The 15,946-nt window shown below is 40.2% G+C and carries 14 protein-coding genes; all 14 read right to left on the bottom strand.

Annotated features, from left to right (window positions below; all coding sequences use genetic code 11):
* Window positions 1–309: 309 nt before the first annotated feature.
* On the bottom strand, window positions 310–1,794 hold the full coding sequence (lysS, locus tag KO561_RS20355) for a lysine--tRNA ligase (protein ID WP_231097369.1): 1,485 nt from the start codon (window positions 1,792–1,794) through the stop codon (window positions 310–312).
* Between the two features lie 275 nt (window positions 1,795–2,069).
* Window positions 2,070–2,279, bottom strand: a complete 210-nt coding sequence (locus KO561_RS20350) for a helix-turn-helix domain-containing protein (protein ID WP_231097368.1) — start codon at window positions 2,277–2,279, stop codon at window positions 2,070–2,072.
* On the bottom strand, window positions 2,249–2,761 hold the full coding sequence (folK, locus tag KO561_RS20345; RefSeq protein WP_231097367.1) for a 2-amino-4-hydroxy-6-hydroxymethyldihydropteridine diphosphokinase: 513 nt from the start codon (window positions 2,759–2,761) through the stop codon (window positions 2,249–2,251). Before folK ends, KO561_RS20350 begins: the two co-directional genes overlap by 31 nt.
* A complete protein-coding gene (gene folB, locus KO561_RS20340; protein WP_231097366.1) occupies window positions 2,758–3,123 on the bottom strand; it encodes a dihydroneopterin aldolase in 366 nt (121 codons plus the stop codon). Before folB ends, folK begins: the two co-directional genes overlap by 4 nt.
* Window positions 3,116–3,892, bottom strand: a complete 777-nt coding sequence (gene folP, locus KO561_RS20335) for a dihydropteroate synthase (protein ID WP_231097400.1) — start codon at window positions 3,890–3,892, stop codon at window positions 3,116–3,118. Before folP ends, folB begins: the two co-directional genes overlap by 8 nt.
* A gap of 160 nt (window positions 3,893–4,052) precedes the next feature.
* Entirely contained in the window at window positions 4,053–4,979 is a 927-nt protein-coding gene (gene cysK, locus KO561_RS20330) for a cysteine synthase A (protein WP_231097365.1), read from the bottom strand.
* An 89-nt stretch (window positions 4,980–5,068) separates the two neighbouring features.
* Window positions 5,069–5,971 carry a peptidylprolyl isomerase gene (locus KO561_RS20325; RefSeq protein WP_231097364.1) on the bottom strand — a complete coding sequence of 301 codons (903 nt, stop codon included), beginning with the start codon at window positions 5,969–5,971 and terminating at the stop codon, window positions 5,069–5,071.
* 16 nt (window positions 5,972–5,987) lie between these two features.
* The gene (gene hslO, locus KO561_RS20320; protein ID WP_231097363.1) at window positions 5,988–6,857 is read right to left on the bottom strand and encodes an Hsp33 family molecular chaperone HslO; all 870 of its coding nucleotides are present in this window, start codon (window positions 6,855–6,857) and stop codon (window positions 5,988–5,990) included.
* Between the two features lie 233 nt (window positions 6,858–7,090).
* Window positions 7,091–9,052: an ATP-dependent zinc metalloprotease FtsH gene (ftsH, locus tag KO561_RS20315; protein WP_231097362.1), complete on the bottom strand. Its 1,962-nt coding sequence runs from the start codon at window positions 9,050–9,052 to the stop codon at window positions 7,091–7,093.
* Window positions 9,053–9,174: 122 nt separating this feature from the next.
* Window positions 9,175–9,720, bottom strand: a complete 546-nt coding sequence (gene hpt, locus KO561_RS20310; RefSeq protein ID WP_231097361.1) for a hypoxanthine phosphoribosyltransferase — start codon at window positions 9,718–9,720, stop codon at window positions 9,175–9,177.
* Window positions 9,721–9,732: 12 nt separating this feature from the next.
* A complete protein-coding gene (gene tilS, locus KO561_RS20305; RefSeq protein ID WP_231097360.1) occupies window positions 9,733–11,139 on the bottom strand; it encodes a tRNA lysidine(34) synthetase TilS in 1,407 nt (468 codons plus the stop codon).
* Between the two features lie 345 nt (window positions 11,140–11,484).
* A complete protein-coding gene (locus KO561_RS20300) occupies window positions 11,485–12,483 on the bottom strand; it encodes a serine/threonine-protein kinase (RefSeq protein ID WP_231097359.1) in 999 nt (332 codons plus the stop codon).
* Window positions 12,452–13,189, bottom strand: coding sequence for a VWA domain-containing protein (locus KO561_RS20295; protein ID WP_231097358.1), 738 nt, complete (start codon window positions 13,187–13,189; stop codon window positions 12,452–12,454). The genes KO561_RS20300 and KO561_RS20295 overlap by 32 nt, the downstream gene beginning before the upstream one ends.
* Window positions 13,190–13,315: 126 nt before the next feature.
* Complete coding sequence (gene spoIIE, locus KO561_RS20290; protein WP_231097357.1) at window positions 13,316–15,766, bottom strand: stage II sporulation protein E; 2,451 nt, start codon at window positions 15,764–15,766, stop codon at window positions 13,316–13,318.
* Window positions 15,767–15,946 lie beyond the last annotated feature (180 nt).

The raw sequence follows: 15,946 nt of genomic DNA, 5'->3' as shown, positions 1-15,946 counted from the left end.
ATGTCCGCCGTTCAAAATGGCGACTAAATTAATATAACATGTTGGATTATCAAAGTCAACATGTTATTTAACTTATTTGTAGTCCGCTTAATGAATATCATTCTGTTTAGCAGAGCAACGTTTAATAATTTATCACGAATTAAAGTCTAAATCAATAGATATATTCCATGAAAATTATGGTATAGATACAACACATTGTTGCACACTTCCCTATACATTAAACATTCATTTAAATCCTCCGCGAATAGGCTTTATATAGAGAAACAACATCATACAAAAAGCTCTAGCCATAAGCTAGAGCTTTACTGATTAATCTCGATTACGCATTTGCGGGAATAGAAGGACGTCACGAATAGATGGAGAGTTTGTCAATAACATGACTAGGCGATCTATCCCTATGCCTAATCCTCCAGTTGGAGGCATTCCGTATTCAAGTGCTTCTAGGAAGTCCTCATCCATTACGTGTGCTTCATCATTTCCTTGTTCTTTTTCTTTTACTTGTGCCTCAAAACGTTCCCTTTGATCAATCGGGTCATTTAATTCCGAGAACGCATTTGCGTGTTCACGGCCTACTATGAATAATTCAAATCGATCAGTAAAACGTTCATCCTCTTTATTTTTCTTCGCAAGAGGAGAAATTTCAACAGGGTGACCGTACACAAATGTAGGCTGAATTAATGTTTCCTCTACTTTTTGTTCAAAGAACTCATTCACAATATGACCAAAAGTCATCGTGTCTTGTATTTCAATCCCGTGTTCTTTCGCAAGTTGTTTCGCTTCTTCATCACTTATTTGCTTCCAAAAATCGACACCTGTTACGTCTTTTACAGCATCGACCATGTGAAGCCTTTCCCATTCAGGTTTTAAGTCTACCTGATAATCTCCGTATTCAACCGTTGTAGAACCTGTCACTTCTTCGGCGATGTGAGCAATTAGGTTTTCAGTTAGACTCATGACATCGTGGAAGTCCGCATATGCTTCATATAGCTCTAGCATAGTGAACTCTGGGTTATGTCTCGTGGACACACCTTCATTACGAAAAACACGACCGATTTCATATACCTTCTCTAATCCACCAACGACTAGACGTTTCAAATGTAATTCAATCGCGATTCGCATATATAAAGGAATATCTAATGCATTGTGGTGTGTAATAAATGGACGAGCAGAAGCACCACCAGGAATCCCGTGCATCATAGGTGTTTCTACTTCTAAGAATCCTTCATTATCTAAATAACGACGCATAGACTGTATAATCTTACTTCTTGATACAAACGTGTCCCGACTTTGTGGATTAGTAATCAAGTCTAGGTATCTTTGACGATAACGTTGCTCCACATCTTTTAAGCCATGGAACTTCTCCGGTAACGGGCGAAGTGATTTTGATAGAATTTCAAATGTAGTAGCTTTAACAGATAGCTCTCCAACATTTGTTTTAAAGACAGTACCTGTTACACCTACTATATCCCCCAAGTCCGCTTGGTTGAAAATTTCATAGGCTTCTTCCCCAACAGTATCTTTTCGAACGTATAGTTGAATTTGACCACTTAGATCTTGAATGTGAGTAAATCCAGCTTTCCCTTTACCACGTTTTGTCATGATACGACCAGCAATCGTCGTTTCCACTTTCTTTTCTTCTAATTCTTCCTTACTAAACTGATCAAAAGCCTCTTTTAATTCTTCCGCTAGATGCGTACGTACAAACTTTCCTCCAAATGGGTCGATACCTTTTTCCAAATACGACTGCAGCTTCTCTCTTCGAACCCGCATGTGATCATTTAATTCTTCCGTCATGCTATTCAACTCCATTTTATTTTATGTAAAAGATTTTCTTCTTTTATATGATCCTCATTTATTACCCGAACCGCCTGCTATAATCCAATGTAAATAAAAGCTGCCAGTAGACCACTGGCAGCCTTAGCTTATGGTTTAGTATAGAAAACGAGCTGCATCGTGTCAACAAAGAGCCTCTTAAGAAACCTTAACCTCTTTTATAGGTTCGCAACAAAATTAAATAAGATTTCTTCTAGCTCTGCACGAGTTCCATATCACCTATGTGTTCCTTCTTATTAATTACTTGTTGCTAAAAGTTCCTCTACAGGAATATCTAAAGTTTTACAAATTTGATCGATAAGAGCTGAGTCTGGAATCCTACTACCTCTTTCCACTTCTCCTAATACAGAGACAGATATTCCCAGTTCCTGCGCAAATTGTATTTGTGTATATCCTTTAAGCTTTCGATAAGCTTTTATTCGTCTTCCCCAAGCTTCTGCACCCATTTTACTACTCCCTCTTTGTCTTGTGATGATGTCGCCTCTAGAATTTCTGAAACGCTTTTGTTTCGTGTTGGGATAACTATGCGGTTATGGAGTTCCGCTAACGGAATTAGCACAAAAGCTCGTTCATGCATTCTTGGATGAGGGACTTCCAATTGCTCCATTTTAATACTTTCTTGATTATAAAGCAATATGTCTAGGTCTACTGTACGTGGACCCCATTTAATTTCTCTTATTCTACCTAATGTTTTCTCTATATGTTGGCAGGTTTCTAGTAATTCTAGTGGTTGCTTAGATGTTTTTACTTCGACTACCATGTTTAGAAATTGCTCCTGATTGGTATATCCAACCGGTTCTGTCTCATAAATGGAGGATTTTCTCACAACTTCTATGTTGTCTTCGGTATTCAACCTATTAATGGCTTGTTCTAAGTAGTCTATCCTCGGCTCTATGTTTGATCCCAATGCTAAATAAGCCGTGTTCATTTGCTCCGCTCCCGGTAAACCTCTACCGCAACAGAATCATAATGCCCAGGGATAGGCGGATCTGGTTTGGTCACTTTAATTGTACAAGCCTCTAACAGGGAAAAATGCCCTAATAATGCTTGAGCGATGGTCTCTGTTAGAGTCTCCACTAAATTCAGGGCTTCCCCTTCTACTATTCTCTTCGTCAGCTCGTATACTTCCCCGTAATGAATAGAATCTTCCATTTTATCAGATCTACCAGCTTTTCGAAGGTCAAGTTCTAAAATTGCATCTACATAGAAGCGTTGGCCAAGCTTATTTTCTTCCGGAAAAAGTCCGTGATAACCGTAAAACGCCATCTTATTTACATAGATTTTATCCACTTCTTTTTCCTCCCTTACCGATTATGGCATCCATCATTTTAGCCATTCTTACGTTCATTTCCACATTATGTACGCGAACCATATGGACTCCCTTCGTTATTCCATAACATGTAGTCGCTCCTGTCGCTTCATCTCTTTCGCCAACCGGGAAATCTAACAACTTACCAATTAAGGATTTTCTTGAAGTCCCTAGCAAAAGGGGATAGCCTAATTGATGAAATTGATCCAAGTGTCTCATGGTCTCTAGATTTTCTTCCACTGTTTTCGCAAATCCAATTCCTGGATCTATTATAATATGTTCATCCGGAACACCTGCATCCTGTGCAATCGTAATACTAGCTTTTAAATCGTCCATTAAGTCCTCAATCAGATTCGTATAGGATGGGTTTGTCCGATTATGCATTAAAATGATTGGAACTCGGTATTTCGCCGCGATTTTAGCAATAGCAGGTTCTCGGCGGGCCCCCCAGACATCATTAATCAAAGAAGCACCAGCACGAATGGCTTCCTCGGCTGTCTTCGCCTTAAATGTATCGATAGAAATGGGAAGGTCCACTTCTTCTTTTATAGCCTCAATTATCGGGACCACTCTTTCTATTTCCTCTTGTTCACTAACCGGAGCATGTCCAGGCCGCGTTGACTCTCCACCGATATCTAAAATATCCGCTCCTTGCTCTTGCAAGGCAAGGGCATGCTTTACAGCTGATTCTACTTGATTAAATTGACCGCCATCCGAAAAGGAGTCTGGTGTTGCATTAATTATTCCCATTACATAAGTTTTGTCCTGAAGGTCATACTCTTTCCCTCCAGCTTTCAGGATAAAAGACACGTTTCATCTTCCTTTTTACATTTTATCTCTATTCTAACCGATTGTTTCATTTGTTTTCATTTAAAAACCCTTACAAAAGTCTTGTAAGGGTTGATGTTCATTATTCGGCATCAAATTGATAAAGAGGAGTGGATAGGTATCTTTCTCCGTTACTCGGAATGATCGCTAAAACCTTTTTACCTTTTCCTAATTCTTTGGCTACTTTTTTAGCGGCGAAGATAGCTGCACCAGATGAAATGCCACCTAACAACCCATCTTTTTTGGCTGCTTCACGAGCGGTTTCGATGGCTTCCTCATTTTCAACTGTAATCACACCATCATATACTTCTGTGTCCAGCACTTCTGGTACAAAACCAGCACCTATACCTTGTATTTTATGAGGTCCTGGATTACCACCAGATAAAACAGCGGATCCTTTAGGTTCTACAGCGTAGATTTTGATGTCTTTATAGGCTTCTTTCAACACTTTACCAGCACCTGTAATCGTTCCACCAGTCCCGATCCCAGAGATGAAAGCATCTAATTGGTCTCCCATTTGCTCCACAATTTCTTTACCAGTTGTACGCTCGTGAACAGAAGGATTTGCTTGGTTGTTAAATTGTTGAGGCATGAAATAACCATGCTCTTTCTGAAGTTCCTCTGCCTTTTTAATAGCACCTTTTATTCCTTCTGCACCAGGAGTAAGGACTAATTCCGCTCCGTAAGCTCGGAGTAAATTACGTCTTTCCATACTCATCGTATCCGGCATTACTAAGATTGCTTTGTATCCTTTTATAGCGGCCACTAAGGCTAGTCCTATCCCAGTATTTCCACTAGTAGGTTCAATAATGGTATCGCCTTCTTTCAGCTCTCCAGCTTCTTCTGCCGCTTCGATCATAGCTAGGGCGATACGATCCTTTACAGAGCTTCCAGGGTTCATAAATTCCAATTTCAAATAAATATCCGCACCGTCAGGGTCGACTGTTCGATTCAACTTCACAATAGGGGTATTCCCAATAAGATCCGCAATAGATTGAGCAACTTTCATTCTATCCACTCCCAATTCCAAGTATTTTTGTAGGATTTACTATCAATTTACGTGGATTGGAAAGAAAAGTCAACCAAAATAAACCGACTTTACTCGTCAAATATCCACTTCACATCTTTTTCATTCCACAAAGACTTAGCCGAAATGGCTGGTTCGATTTGTTCCAATGCCAATTCTCGTTGAATATGATGTTCTAATTCTTCATACTCGAAGGTGATATCCGGGAGCTTTCGATGTAAGTAGAGAATGACAGTACCGGTGCCTCCTAAAAATGGCTCGCTATACGTATGCTCTTCCATTTCCATCGCTTTATTGTAATACTCCTCCAACAGAAATGTGTCGTTTTCCGTATAGTATCCTAAGTATCCTCCATTCGCTTTTGTTTCTTCGTCCATGGTATATTCTCTCGCTAACGCCGCGAACGATGCCCCTGCTTCTAATTCATCGTAGACTTTTTCGGCTGTTTGTTTATCTGGAAGGACGATATGGGACAGTTGGATGGATTCTTTAAAGTCGTATTGGCCTTTGTAATCATTGTAGTAGCTTTCCACTTCTCCGCTCTCTACTTCAATATCTTTTGTCAAAAGCTCTTCCAGTGTAAGCCGGTAACGAATCTCTTTTTCCCACTCTTTCCTTTTTGCTTCAATTTGTTTTTCCGTTAAGGGCCCTTCCATCGTAAAGAGCAAGGAAATTTCTCTTTCTACCAACTTATCGTTGATTTCAATATCTTCCTCTTTTGCTAACTGTGACACAACCTCTCTATTCACCAACTCTTCTAACGCTTTCTTCCCATAGTTAGCTTCTAGGTCCTTCACCCACTCTTCATAGAAAATTTCTTCTTTTCCTATCGTCGCAACAGGTTCATCTGTATTCACTTCAACACCCATCGGGGACGGCAATGCATTGTTTCGTTCTATCATCCAAATGGCTACCGTTGTTAAATTCGTTACAAGGAGGAGAATAATGATTCCCCATAAGAACTTTCTCGTCATTCTATTCTCCCTCTCCTCAATCGATCTTTAACTGTTCTAAATCTTCCACTGAAAATTGGTATGCCTCATTACAAAAATGGCAGGTCGCTTCCGCTCCATTGTCTTCTTCGATCATTTTATCAATTTCCTCATTTCCTAGACTCTTAATGGCTTGCTCCAGTCTCTCCTTCGAACAATGACATTGGAATTGTACCGGAAGCTCCTCTAAGATTTTAACGTTTCCTTCTCCCAGTAATTTTTCTAATATTTGCTCCGGAGTATTTCCATCTCGTAACAAACTGGATATAGGCGGGATGTTAGAAATGCTTTCTTCAATATGACTAATCACTTGATCATCTGCACCAGGCATGACTTGAATGATGAAGCCACCCGCTGCTAATATCGTATGATCCGGATTAACAAGAACACCTGCACCAACTGCAGAAGGTACTTGCTCTGAATTCGCTAAATAATACGTAAAGTCCTCACTAACCTCCCCTGAAACAATAGGAACTTGTCCAGTGAAATTTTGTTTTAAACCAAGGTCCTTTACAACACTAAGGCTTCCTTGTCCCACAGCTCGTGCAACGTCTAATTTCCCTTTATCATTTAATTCGAAATCGACATGAGGATTCGTTATATAACCACGAACTTCCCCTTTTGCATTGGCATCGGCGATGATAGGGCCGACTGGTCCGTTTCCTTCAAGCTTCACCGTTAGTTTGTCATTCCCTTTCAGCATAGCCCCAAGCATAATGGTTATCGTTAAAGTCCTTCCAAGTGCAGCGGAAGCTGTTGCCCAAGTATCATGTCTTCTTCTTGCTTCTTCTACTGTATCCGTTGATTTTATCGCATAGGCACGAATAGCCCCATCAAATGCGGTAGCTTTTATTAAATAATCGTTCACGTGATGCACTCGCTCCTTTATATCCGGTTTATCCTTAGAAAGTGTTCAACAACCTATCAAACACTTCGGAACATAACGGACTTATTAGCCCGTTGCCCTTTATTCCATTCCCATCATACATGAGTCTTTAACATCCTTTATACTACTCAATGTTTTAATCGTTACGCAAGTTTTTGCTATTAAGTTAAAAAGAAAAAAGCACACAGAGATTTACCCCCATGCGCTTTAAAAAATTATTGTTTGTCATCCTCTTCGGAAGTGGAACTGTCTTGCTCCTCTTCTTTCGATTGGATATTTACTTTGACATCCTTATCAGAAGATGTGCCTTCCTCTTCTGTATCCGGATTCACTTGCTCTGCAACTACTTCTTTTTCTGGCATTGTTCCATTTTCAAATAAAGATTTAATTTGTTTTGCATCTAACGTTTCTACTTCTAGTAACGTTTTCGCAAGCAATTCAAGTTTATCTTTTTTCTCTGTAAGAATTTGTTTCGCTCTTTCGTAACATTGGTTAATGAAGCTTTGGATTTCTTGATCAATTTCGTATGCAATAGCGTCACTGTAATTCGGTTCGTTTTGCATATCGCGTCCTAAGAACACTTGACCACCTGAGCTTCCAAATTGAAGAGGACCGATGCGATCACTCATTCCGTATTCAGTAACCATTTTTCGAGCAATGCTAGTAGCACGCTGGAAGTCGTTATGAGCTCCCGTACTTACTTCTCCAAAAATAACCTCTTCAGCAACACGGCCACCGAGTAAACCAGTAATCTTATCAAGTAATTCCGGTTTGGTCATAAAGTAACGATCCTCTTTCGGAAGCATAACAGCATATCCGCCAGCTTGCCCTCTCGGTACAATCGTAACTTTGTGAACCATATCTGCGTCGTCCAAAACCATCCCGATAACCGTGTGTCCACTTTCGTGGTATGCGACGATGTTTCGCTCTTTCTCAGAAATGACCCGACTTTTCTTAGCAGGTCCGGCAATAACACGGTCAACTGCTTCATCGATATCTTCCATATCAATTTTCTTCTTATCACTTCTCGCAGCAACTAAAGCTGCCTCATTTAATAAGTTTTCTAAATCCGCACCAGAGAAACCTGGTGTTCTCATTGCAATCGTTTTAATATCAACAGATTCAGCTAATGGTTTATTACGAGCGTGGACTTTAAGTACTTCTTCCCTTCCATTTAAGTCTGGGCGATCCACCGTGATTTGACGGTCAAAACGTCCCGGTCTTAGTAAGGCAGGGTCTAAAATATCTGGACGGTTCGTTGCAGCAATGATGATGATCCCTTCATTTTCACCAAACCCATCCATTTCAACAAGTAATTGGTTTAACGTTTGTTCCCGTTCATCATGACCGCCACCAACACCTGCACCACGTTGACGACCTACAGCATCAATCTCATCAATAAAGATAATACATGGTGCGTTCTTCTTCGCATTTTCAAACAAGTCACGTACACGAGATGCACCGACCCCTACAAACATTTCCACGAAATCGGAACCGGAAATCGAGAAGAATGGTACTCCGGCTTCCCCTGCAACTGCACGCGCAAGCAAGGTTTTACCTGTACCTGGAGGTCCTACTAATAAAACCCCTTTCGGGATACGTGCACCAATTGCGGAGAACTTACGAGGATCTTTCAAGAAGTCTACAACCTCTACTAGTTCCTGCTTCTCTTCGTCTGCTCCTGCTACATCCTTAAATTTAACCTTTTTCTTCTCTTCACTATAGAGCTTAGCCTTGCTCTTACCAAAGTTCATCACACGACTTCCGCCGCCTTGAGCTTGGTTTAATAGGAAGAAGAATAAGATAAATATAATAACAAACGGAATAATCCCAGTTAGGAATTGAACCCATCCGTTTGGTTGCTCTTCTTCTTGAACAGATAATATACCTTGATCGGTAGCTTGCTCTGTAATATTGGCAACAATATCTGTGTTTTCCGGAATATTTGTAATAAAGGTTTGGTCTTCCCCTTCTTTTAATGTTCCGGTGATTTGCATGACCCCATTAGAAGGCCGCATAACCATTTCTTCTATTTCACCCTTGCTTAACGCCTGGGTAAAGTCTTGTACATTGAATTCCTTTTGTTGGTTGTTTTGTCCACTAAATACACCAACAACTCCTATTAGAACTAGGAATATTAGGAAATAAAAAATTACATTTCTAAATATTCGATTCATTGCCTACCTCCTCCCAAACGAGAAAACTATAGTAAATAGTACCATATTAAAAAGTAACAGTACAACTAATTACCCTTCTAAGATATGTTAGAAACCCGGACTTCATTCTGGATTAGACAAGACTATTCGTCCCCTTTATAAACCCTTGGCTTCAACACACCTATGTATGGCAGATTTCGGTATTTTTCTTGATAATCCAGCCCATAACCAACTACGAATTCGTTTGGAACTTGGAAACCAACAACGTCTGCTTTAATGTCAACGGTTCTTCCTTCTGGCTTGTCCAACAGTGTTACAATCTTAATTGATTTTGCTTTGCGGTATTTGAATAGGTCAACTAGATAGCTTAAAGTTAGACCGCTATCAATAATATCCTCCATAATGAGAATATCTCTTCCTTCTACCTTCGTATCCAAATCCTTTACGATCTTTACTTCACCGGAAGACTTCATTTCTCCACCATAGCTAGATACGTCCATAAAATCCATTTCGATATACGTATCCATATAACGAAGTACATCGGACATAAACGGCATAGCTCCCTTAAGGACCCCGATAGCTAATGGAAACTTATCCTGATATTCCTTCGTTAGAGCTTCCCCAATTTCTTGGCATTTTTGTTGGATGTCTTCCTGTGAAATTAATACCTTCTCAATATCTTGGTTCATTATGGTACCCTCCTACATGCTGCTATTCTTAATATATTCAAGTTGAAGATATTCCGTGGAAAGGCTATCGTTTGCGCGCTCTATAGAGCTTTTCTTAAGACCCGGCAGCCAAAGGATTGTTCCTGTAGCATCCGTGACCACTGGCCATGTGTCTCTTTCGGCTAGAGGAATTTTCTCATCAATGAAAATATCCTTAAGTTTTCTCGATCCATTTAGGCCCTTCAAACGGATTTTATCGCCTAGTTTTCTCGTTCTAATATGAATAGGTAATTCCACAGACTGAGGGTCACATACAAACTTATCATTTCCTTTTGGAGTAGCATTCCCAACTACCTCTCCCTTCATCATAGAACCATCTGGTAATATGACTCTTCCTGGTACTGGTAGGGAATAAGAATAAGACGTTTGCTCACTTTGTTCCAGCTCCGACTGAAAATAGAGATTAACCCTATCATAAGCTTTCACCGCTATTAATCCACCGGGAAGATGAATCGTCTTATTCGGCCTGTTTTCTATCAGTTCAAACAACTGCTCTTCTTGTATGTAACTAAGATCCTTCGGCACGGAACGATATAGATAATTCAATATTAGATGATAGGCTCTCCTTTGTAAAGCAATGGGAAACTGTCCAAACTTTTCTATATTAATGGAAGACCGAATCGTATTTCGTTCAAAAATAACCGCTTCATCCAACACTTTTTTTGCCTCTTCCAACAAATAGTCCTCATCGTCCGCTATCCGTTCTGTTAACTTCTGAACCGTAACAGACAGACTTGGATTCATTTGTTTCAAAAGAGGGAGAATATGTAGTCGAATATAATTTCGGGTGTACACATCTTCTTGATTGGAGGGATCTCTTCTCGGTTCGATATGTTGCTCCCGACAATAAGCTTCAATCTCTTCTTTATTCACACACAAAAGAGGCCGAATAAGCCTTCCATTCGCAAATGTCCTTTGGATAGGGATCCCTGTTAAGCTAGCTGGATCCGTACGTTGCGCAAGCCTCATCATAATGGTCTCTACTTGATCATCTCCATGATGGCCCAGCGCTAAATAATCAGCCTTCCACACTTCCATTTGGTCTTGAAAATATTTATACCTTAATTCACGCGCAGCAACTTGGGTACCTTTTCCTTCCTTCTCTTTGTACGTTCGAACATCTACATAGGTTTCGTTACATTCAATATTCCATTTGGAACACATATCTCGTACATAAGCAACATCCTGTTTAGATTGGTCCCCTCTTAGCCCATGGTCAACTGAAAGGGCGATGAGGCGTAGCTGCCACGTCTTTTGAAGAGAATTTAACACGTGTAAAAGTGCCATAGAGTCTGGTCCACCAGATACACCGACCAATACCGTAGCACCTTTATGTAATAACTGATTTTTTTTTACAAAAGACTCGACAGCCTTTCTCATCGCTTCTTTCCTCCGCTCTCTCGTTTCCTCTATAAAGATATCCTATCACTACACGTTCTAAATAAGCAAAACAAAGTCCGTTTCCTTACGTTAAGCTGTGTTCTAAAAGACCGCTGCTTTTCCAAGTATTTATTTTCTACTAGTTAGTTGATATTAAGTGGATATAAATTGCGACATAACAAAATAGTGACTCTTTATTTCCCTTATCAAGTTGACTGCTAAACCGGCGCTGCGGAAAGCGAAGTATTCTGCCGAAGCGCAAGCTTCACTTCATTACTTTTTCAATAAATTATTACTTAGTTATGTCGCAGTCTATATCAATATCGGCATACTATGAGAAAGTGCTCACGTTAAAAACAAATAGAACATGTAAAAGAGAAAAACAACAAACGATATCGCGAAGCTCTCCACCACAACAAAGCTTTTCCGTTTAGGAGCAGGCGCTTTGTATGAGGATCGAGTAGGTTTGGCCCTAACCTTCGTCTGCGCTTGGGACCGTGCCTGCGGCTGACTTTTTCGCTTTTTAGTTTGATCGGAGTACTTCAACAGCAATGTCGATAAATCTTTTTTCATCGCTTCACTTGTCGCATACTTCCCATAAAATGCTTTTTTAAGAATCGGTTCGTATTTTTTCAATCCAGAAGATTGCTGGATATACCCCATCAGTGTGCGTTCGGGGTTTTTCCCTCGTTCAAATCCCTTTGGATAGAAAATTCGTACCATGACCATGGCTAGTGCGAACAAGTCATAAGAAGGCTCTGCTTTACGAGACCCTAAATTCCAATATCCACGATCATAAAATTCCGTATATTCCTTAATCGATCTTCCGATTTGTGTCGTTCCTCCGACATCAATCCAACGCAATCGTGGTGGAGGGGAGGTAATGATTAAATTCTCGGTCTTTAAGTCCCCAAATACCCAACCTGCCTGATGCAATTCCGTCAAATCATCTAAGAGCTGTAACACAAATATTGCTAACCATTCTTCTCCATGACTCTGAAAAAAACTCGGTAGCTGCTCACCCTTTAAATATTCCATCACATAAAACGACAGCTGTTTTCCACTTGGTGTCACCCAATCGTCCACATCCAATAAAGAAGGCCCAAGGCGATTCCCTTGGACCTTTTCAAACGTTTTGAGTACGTTAACCTCCATTGTGATCGATGAGCTCTTCTCACTAATTTTTAAAGCAGCATCTCTTCCATTCCTTTCACAAAGAAAGACAGATCCGATCGCGCCATGACCGAGTCTCTTTTTTATGACATATTGATGTTGATGCCATTTCCCAACAATCACCTTACCTGGTCTAAGATTAATACCCTGCTTCTTCGATGCCTGGTTCATCTTCCCTCATGAAGCTCCTTTTTAAGCTTTTTTTACCGAATTGATACATGGCTTCCTTCAACGCTGGACCTGTTGGTGTAATCCCACCACTGGTAAGCTTCGGAAAAACAGAAGAGATGGATTCTAGTTTTGGCGACCAATCTAGAACCTTGTTAATATCTTTTCGTTTACCCGGAAACGCATATATCGCAAATCGGTTTCTTCCAATACGTGCATTTAAACTAACAGACAAATCAATTAATGCTTCCTGAACGGTATGAATCTTATTTCCCATACTAGCACTTGTATCAACGAGCACTAATACTTCTAGATCACACGTTTCTCCTAGATCTTCTACCACCTCCATCACTTCCCCGCGTTGCTCTGGAGGTAACTCCTCTAGACTTTGATCAGGACCTAATATCTGCTTCAGCTCCTGATTGACGACTCCTTGCAGCGTTTGCGTCATCGCTTGCTTCGTTACGGTTTGTACAGTTTGAGAGAGTGCCTGCTTATACACGATCTGGCTCACACCTCCACCAGATAAAGCAATCTCTTCTACTTCTTGAAGTCCAGCTGGATCCTCCGACTGATCCTCCATGATTCCAATAACATTTACTGTAATCCCTTGTTGAAAAGCCAATGCCGCTACTGCTGATGGATCTTCTCCCTTATTGGAGCACCCGTCCGTAATTAATAGAATTTGCTTCAACGTACCTTTTTTCATAGATAATTCCTCCTCTTTTTACTGCCCTTTCCTTTGCTAGATTCCCAAACAGAAAGAGTTTGCTTACCCTCAGTGTCACCCAGTAAGAGGAGAAATATACCTATTCATCTATCAAAATATAAAATCCTACAGCGCCTTTTCTGTGTAAGTTGGAATTGGTGCCCACTTCGGATTGTTTTTATCAATTCTGGAAACTAATACCGTCATATCATCATCTATTTCTCCAGAGGTATTCCGGATGACTTCTTCTAATATAATGTCTGCAATTTCCTGTGGTTCATCCGTTTGGATTTCCTTAATAATCCGTTTTAACCAAACATCTACATTTTCGATATGCTTCGGTGCCTCAAAAATACCGTCACTCATCATGATTAATAAGTCTCCGGCCTTAAGCTGATCACTAACAACTTCTACATCAAAGTCTTGAATGATTCCAATTGGTAAATTGCTTGCTTCGATCGTTTGAATTTGTTTTCCTCGTTTAATAAAGCTAGGGGTAGAACCTATTTTGAGAAAACGAACGGCTGCATTATGCAAATCCATTACCGCTAAATCAAGCGTCGAAAATATTTCATCACTCGTTCTCAACGACAAAATAGAATTGATTGATTTAATGGCTACTTGTTCTTGGATTCCAGAATGCAATATTTGTTGGAGAAGTCTTAGTGTTTCGACACTTTCCTCATGTGCCCTTTCTCCATTACCCATTCCATCACTGATGGCCATCGCGTATTTTCCAGCACCTAGTTCTATCGTAGAGAAGCTGTCACCAGAGACGAGTCCGCCTCCTTTGGCTGCATGAGCTGCTCCTGTTTCAATCACATATTTTCTCGCAGAACCAAACGATAAATAACAATAGCCGTTTGGAAATGGAGAAACTTCTTCTTCTTTCACAACGACGGCTTCTTTTAAAATATCGGAAAGCATCGGTGCAATAAGTTTCGGTCCTTCCCCATGGTAGTTGTAAAAGGATAAATTCATTTCAATATCAATATTGCCTTTTTCCAGGCTATAAATATCTAGCTTTTCTATTTCAATGCCCATATGGTTTAACCCGGCAACAATCTCCACTTCCTGCTGTTCATGGTTTTCTCTTTCTTTCACAATTTCTTTCGCGAAATCTCCCATGACTTCAGAAACTCCTAGAAGTTGATCTGCTACGAACTGACGGCTTTCTGTCACTTGTTTTTTCAACTTTTTGTTCGCTTCGTAAAACGATAGCTCATGCTTCATCGTTTCGACAACTCGCTTGGATTTTACACAATGATTATCAAAGTTGGATTGTAAAACCTTGTTTGGCTGATTTCCAGTTTCCAATTCATCCTTCATTTCTGCCATTAAATCATAGGTTTTATCAAATTTTTGTGCCCAGCACACTTCCTTTTTAAAACAAGATTGACACGTCTTCTCGGTAACATTACTCAAAAAGAAGTCTATATCTTTTGTTTGCTCTTCTTCCATCGCTGCTTTTTGTTCGTGATTGAAGCTTTTGGATAACGCCTGGAACACATTGGAGAACTGTTCTACTCTACTCGCAGTTACATCGCGAACCTTTTGTAAATATTGTTCTTGCTCCTTGGAATGTTCGAGCGTACCTGGTATGTATCTGGATATTTTTTTAATCCAGCTCTCAGGCGTACAGAAGAACAACAGCACTGCACATAACGTCTCCAGTAGAGAGGACAGAATCGTGTCTACCCCATTTCCGTATATCCCTACAAGGAGTGTTCCAACAAATAGTCCAAGACTTACTCCTATCTTTTTCCCATCCTTAAGGAGTCCCCCTAACAATCCGGAAAACGCTAGTAAGCTCATTTGGTAAAGGCTAGCCACATTGGCTAAACTTAGAATTAATCCGGCTACTACTCCCACCGTTGACCCGATGGCTGCTCCACCTACGTAAGATAGCCATAGTACGAGATAGCGGGAAAAAATTTGTTCCATGGAGGCACCTTGGATTTCCCAACCAATCGTCCCCGTAAGGACGGAAGCTAACAATATAATCATACAAACGATTTCTTCATTTTTTAATGACGGTTTATAACGTTTTGGTGATAATAATGGAATGCTTTGCATAAAAATAAGAACTAAGACCGCACTCAACACTCCTTCTACTGCTGCTAGCATCCATTCATACGTGGATAGCTGGCTCGTAAAGGAAAGCGTTAGGATGCGTGGTAATCCACTAGCAAAAAACACGATAATTGGTAAAATTCTTTGCTGATGATCCATTGTCTTACATAAGGAAGCAAAGAATATGAATACAAATGATGCAATCACGACAAATACACCATGCTGCCAACTAAGCGTTAATGCACCAATAACGGTGGCCAGCATAACCTTAAAGGACTTGTCCTTTCTCATAAACCAAACGGATGCTAAAAACGAAAGAGCAAATGGGGATACCGATGACAATACAATCGCTCGTCCAAGTAAGAATCCGACGAGAAACAAAAGCCACCCCTTCTCTAAGAAAAACAATTTCGTTTTATCCGAAAGCTTTCTTCTCCAAGATTCTATCCTCTTCTTATCCACCAACATGGATTTGGATTCGTTACCCGTTACTGAATCCATCATTACACACCACTCCTTCTCTTCCGTCTATTAAAGCACACCCTTTCTCAATTTTTTGTCAAAACAACAGATGTGTCGTGACAAAATGTTCGACGTCTTTCTAGGTGTCCAAGCCTGTTTCAACATTATTTAAATGATCCCTTGTCGGAAGGGATAAAAAATTGGTTTCGCTTACATATTATT

It is taken from the genome of Radiobacillus kanasensis, from assembly GCF_021049245.1.
In the GTDB taxonomy this organism is placed as follows: Bacteria; Bacillota; Bacilli; order Bacillales; family Amphibacillaceae; genus Radiobacillus; species Radiobacillus kanasensis.
The sequence above is the reverse complement of the archived record's forward strand: the minus strand, read 5'-3'. Positions and strand labels throughout refer to the sequence as shown.

What these genes read in the sequence shown, in the direction of transcription:
- lysS (WP_231097369.1), bottom strand. Translation starts at nt 1,794, where the DNA reads ATGACGGAAGAATTAAATGATCACATGCGGGTTCGAAGAGAGAAGCTG.
- KO561_RS20350 (WP_231097368.1), bottom strand. Translation starts at nt 2,279, where the DNA reads ATGGGTGCAGAAGCTTGGGGAAGACGAATAAAAGCTTATCGAAAGCTT.
- folK (WP_231097367.1), bottom strand. Translation starts at nt 2,761, where the DNA reads ATGAACACGGCTTATTTAGCATTGGGATCAAACATAGAGCCGAGGATA.
- folP (WP_231097400.1), bottom strand. Translation starts at nt 3,892, where the DNA reads ATGGGAATAATTAATGCAACACCAGACTCCTTTTCGGATGGCGGTCAA.
- cysK (WP_231097365.1), bottom strand. Translation starts at nt 4,979, where the DNA reads ATGAAAGTTGCTCAATCTATTGCGGATCTTATTGGGAATACCCCTATT.
- KO561_RS20325 (WP_231097364.1), bottom strand. Translation starts at nt 5,971, where the DNA reads ATGACGAGAAAGTTCTTATGGGGAATCATTATTCTCCTCCTTGTAACG.
- ftsH (WP_231097362.1), bottom strand. Translation starts at nt 9,052, where the DNA reads ATGAATCGAATATTTAGAAATGTAATTTTTTATTTCCTAATATTCCTA.
- hpt (WP_231097361.1), bottom strand. Translation starts at nt 9,720, where the DNA reads ATGAACCAAGATATTGAGAAGGTATTAATTTCACAGGAAGACATCCAA.
- tilS (WP_231097360.1), bottom strand. Translation starts at nt 11,139, where the DNA reads ATGAGAAAGGCTGTCGAGTCTTTTGTAAAAAAAAATCAGTTATTACAT.
- KO561_RS20300 (WP_231097359.1), bottom strand. Translation starts at nt 12,483, where the DNA reads ATGAACCAGGCATCGAAGAAGCAGGGTATTAATCTTAGACCAGGTAAG.
- KO561_RS20295 (WP_231097358.1), bottom strand. Translation starts at nt 13,189, where the DNA reads ATGAAAAAAGGTACGTTGAAGCAAATTCTATTAATTACGGACGGGTGC.
- spoIIE (WP_231097357.1), bottom strand. Translation starts at nt 15,766, where the DNA reads ATGATGGATTCAGTAACGGGTAACGAATCCAAATCCATGTTGGTGGAT.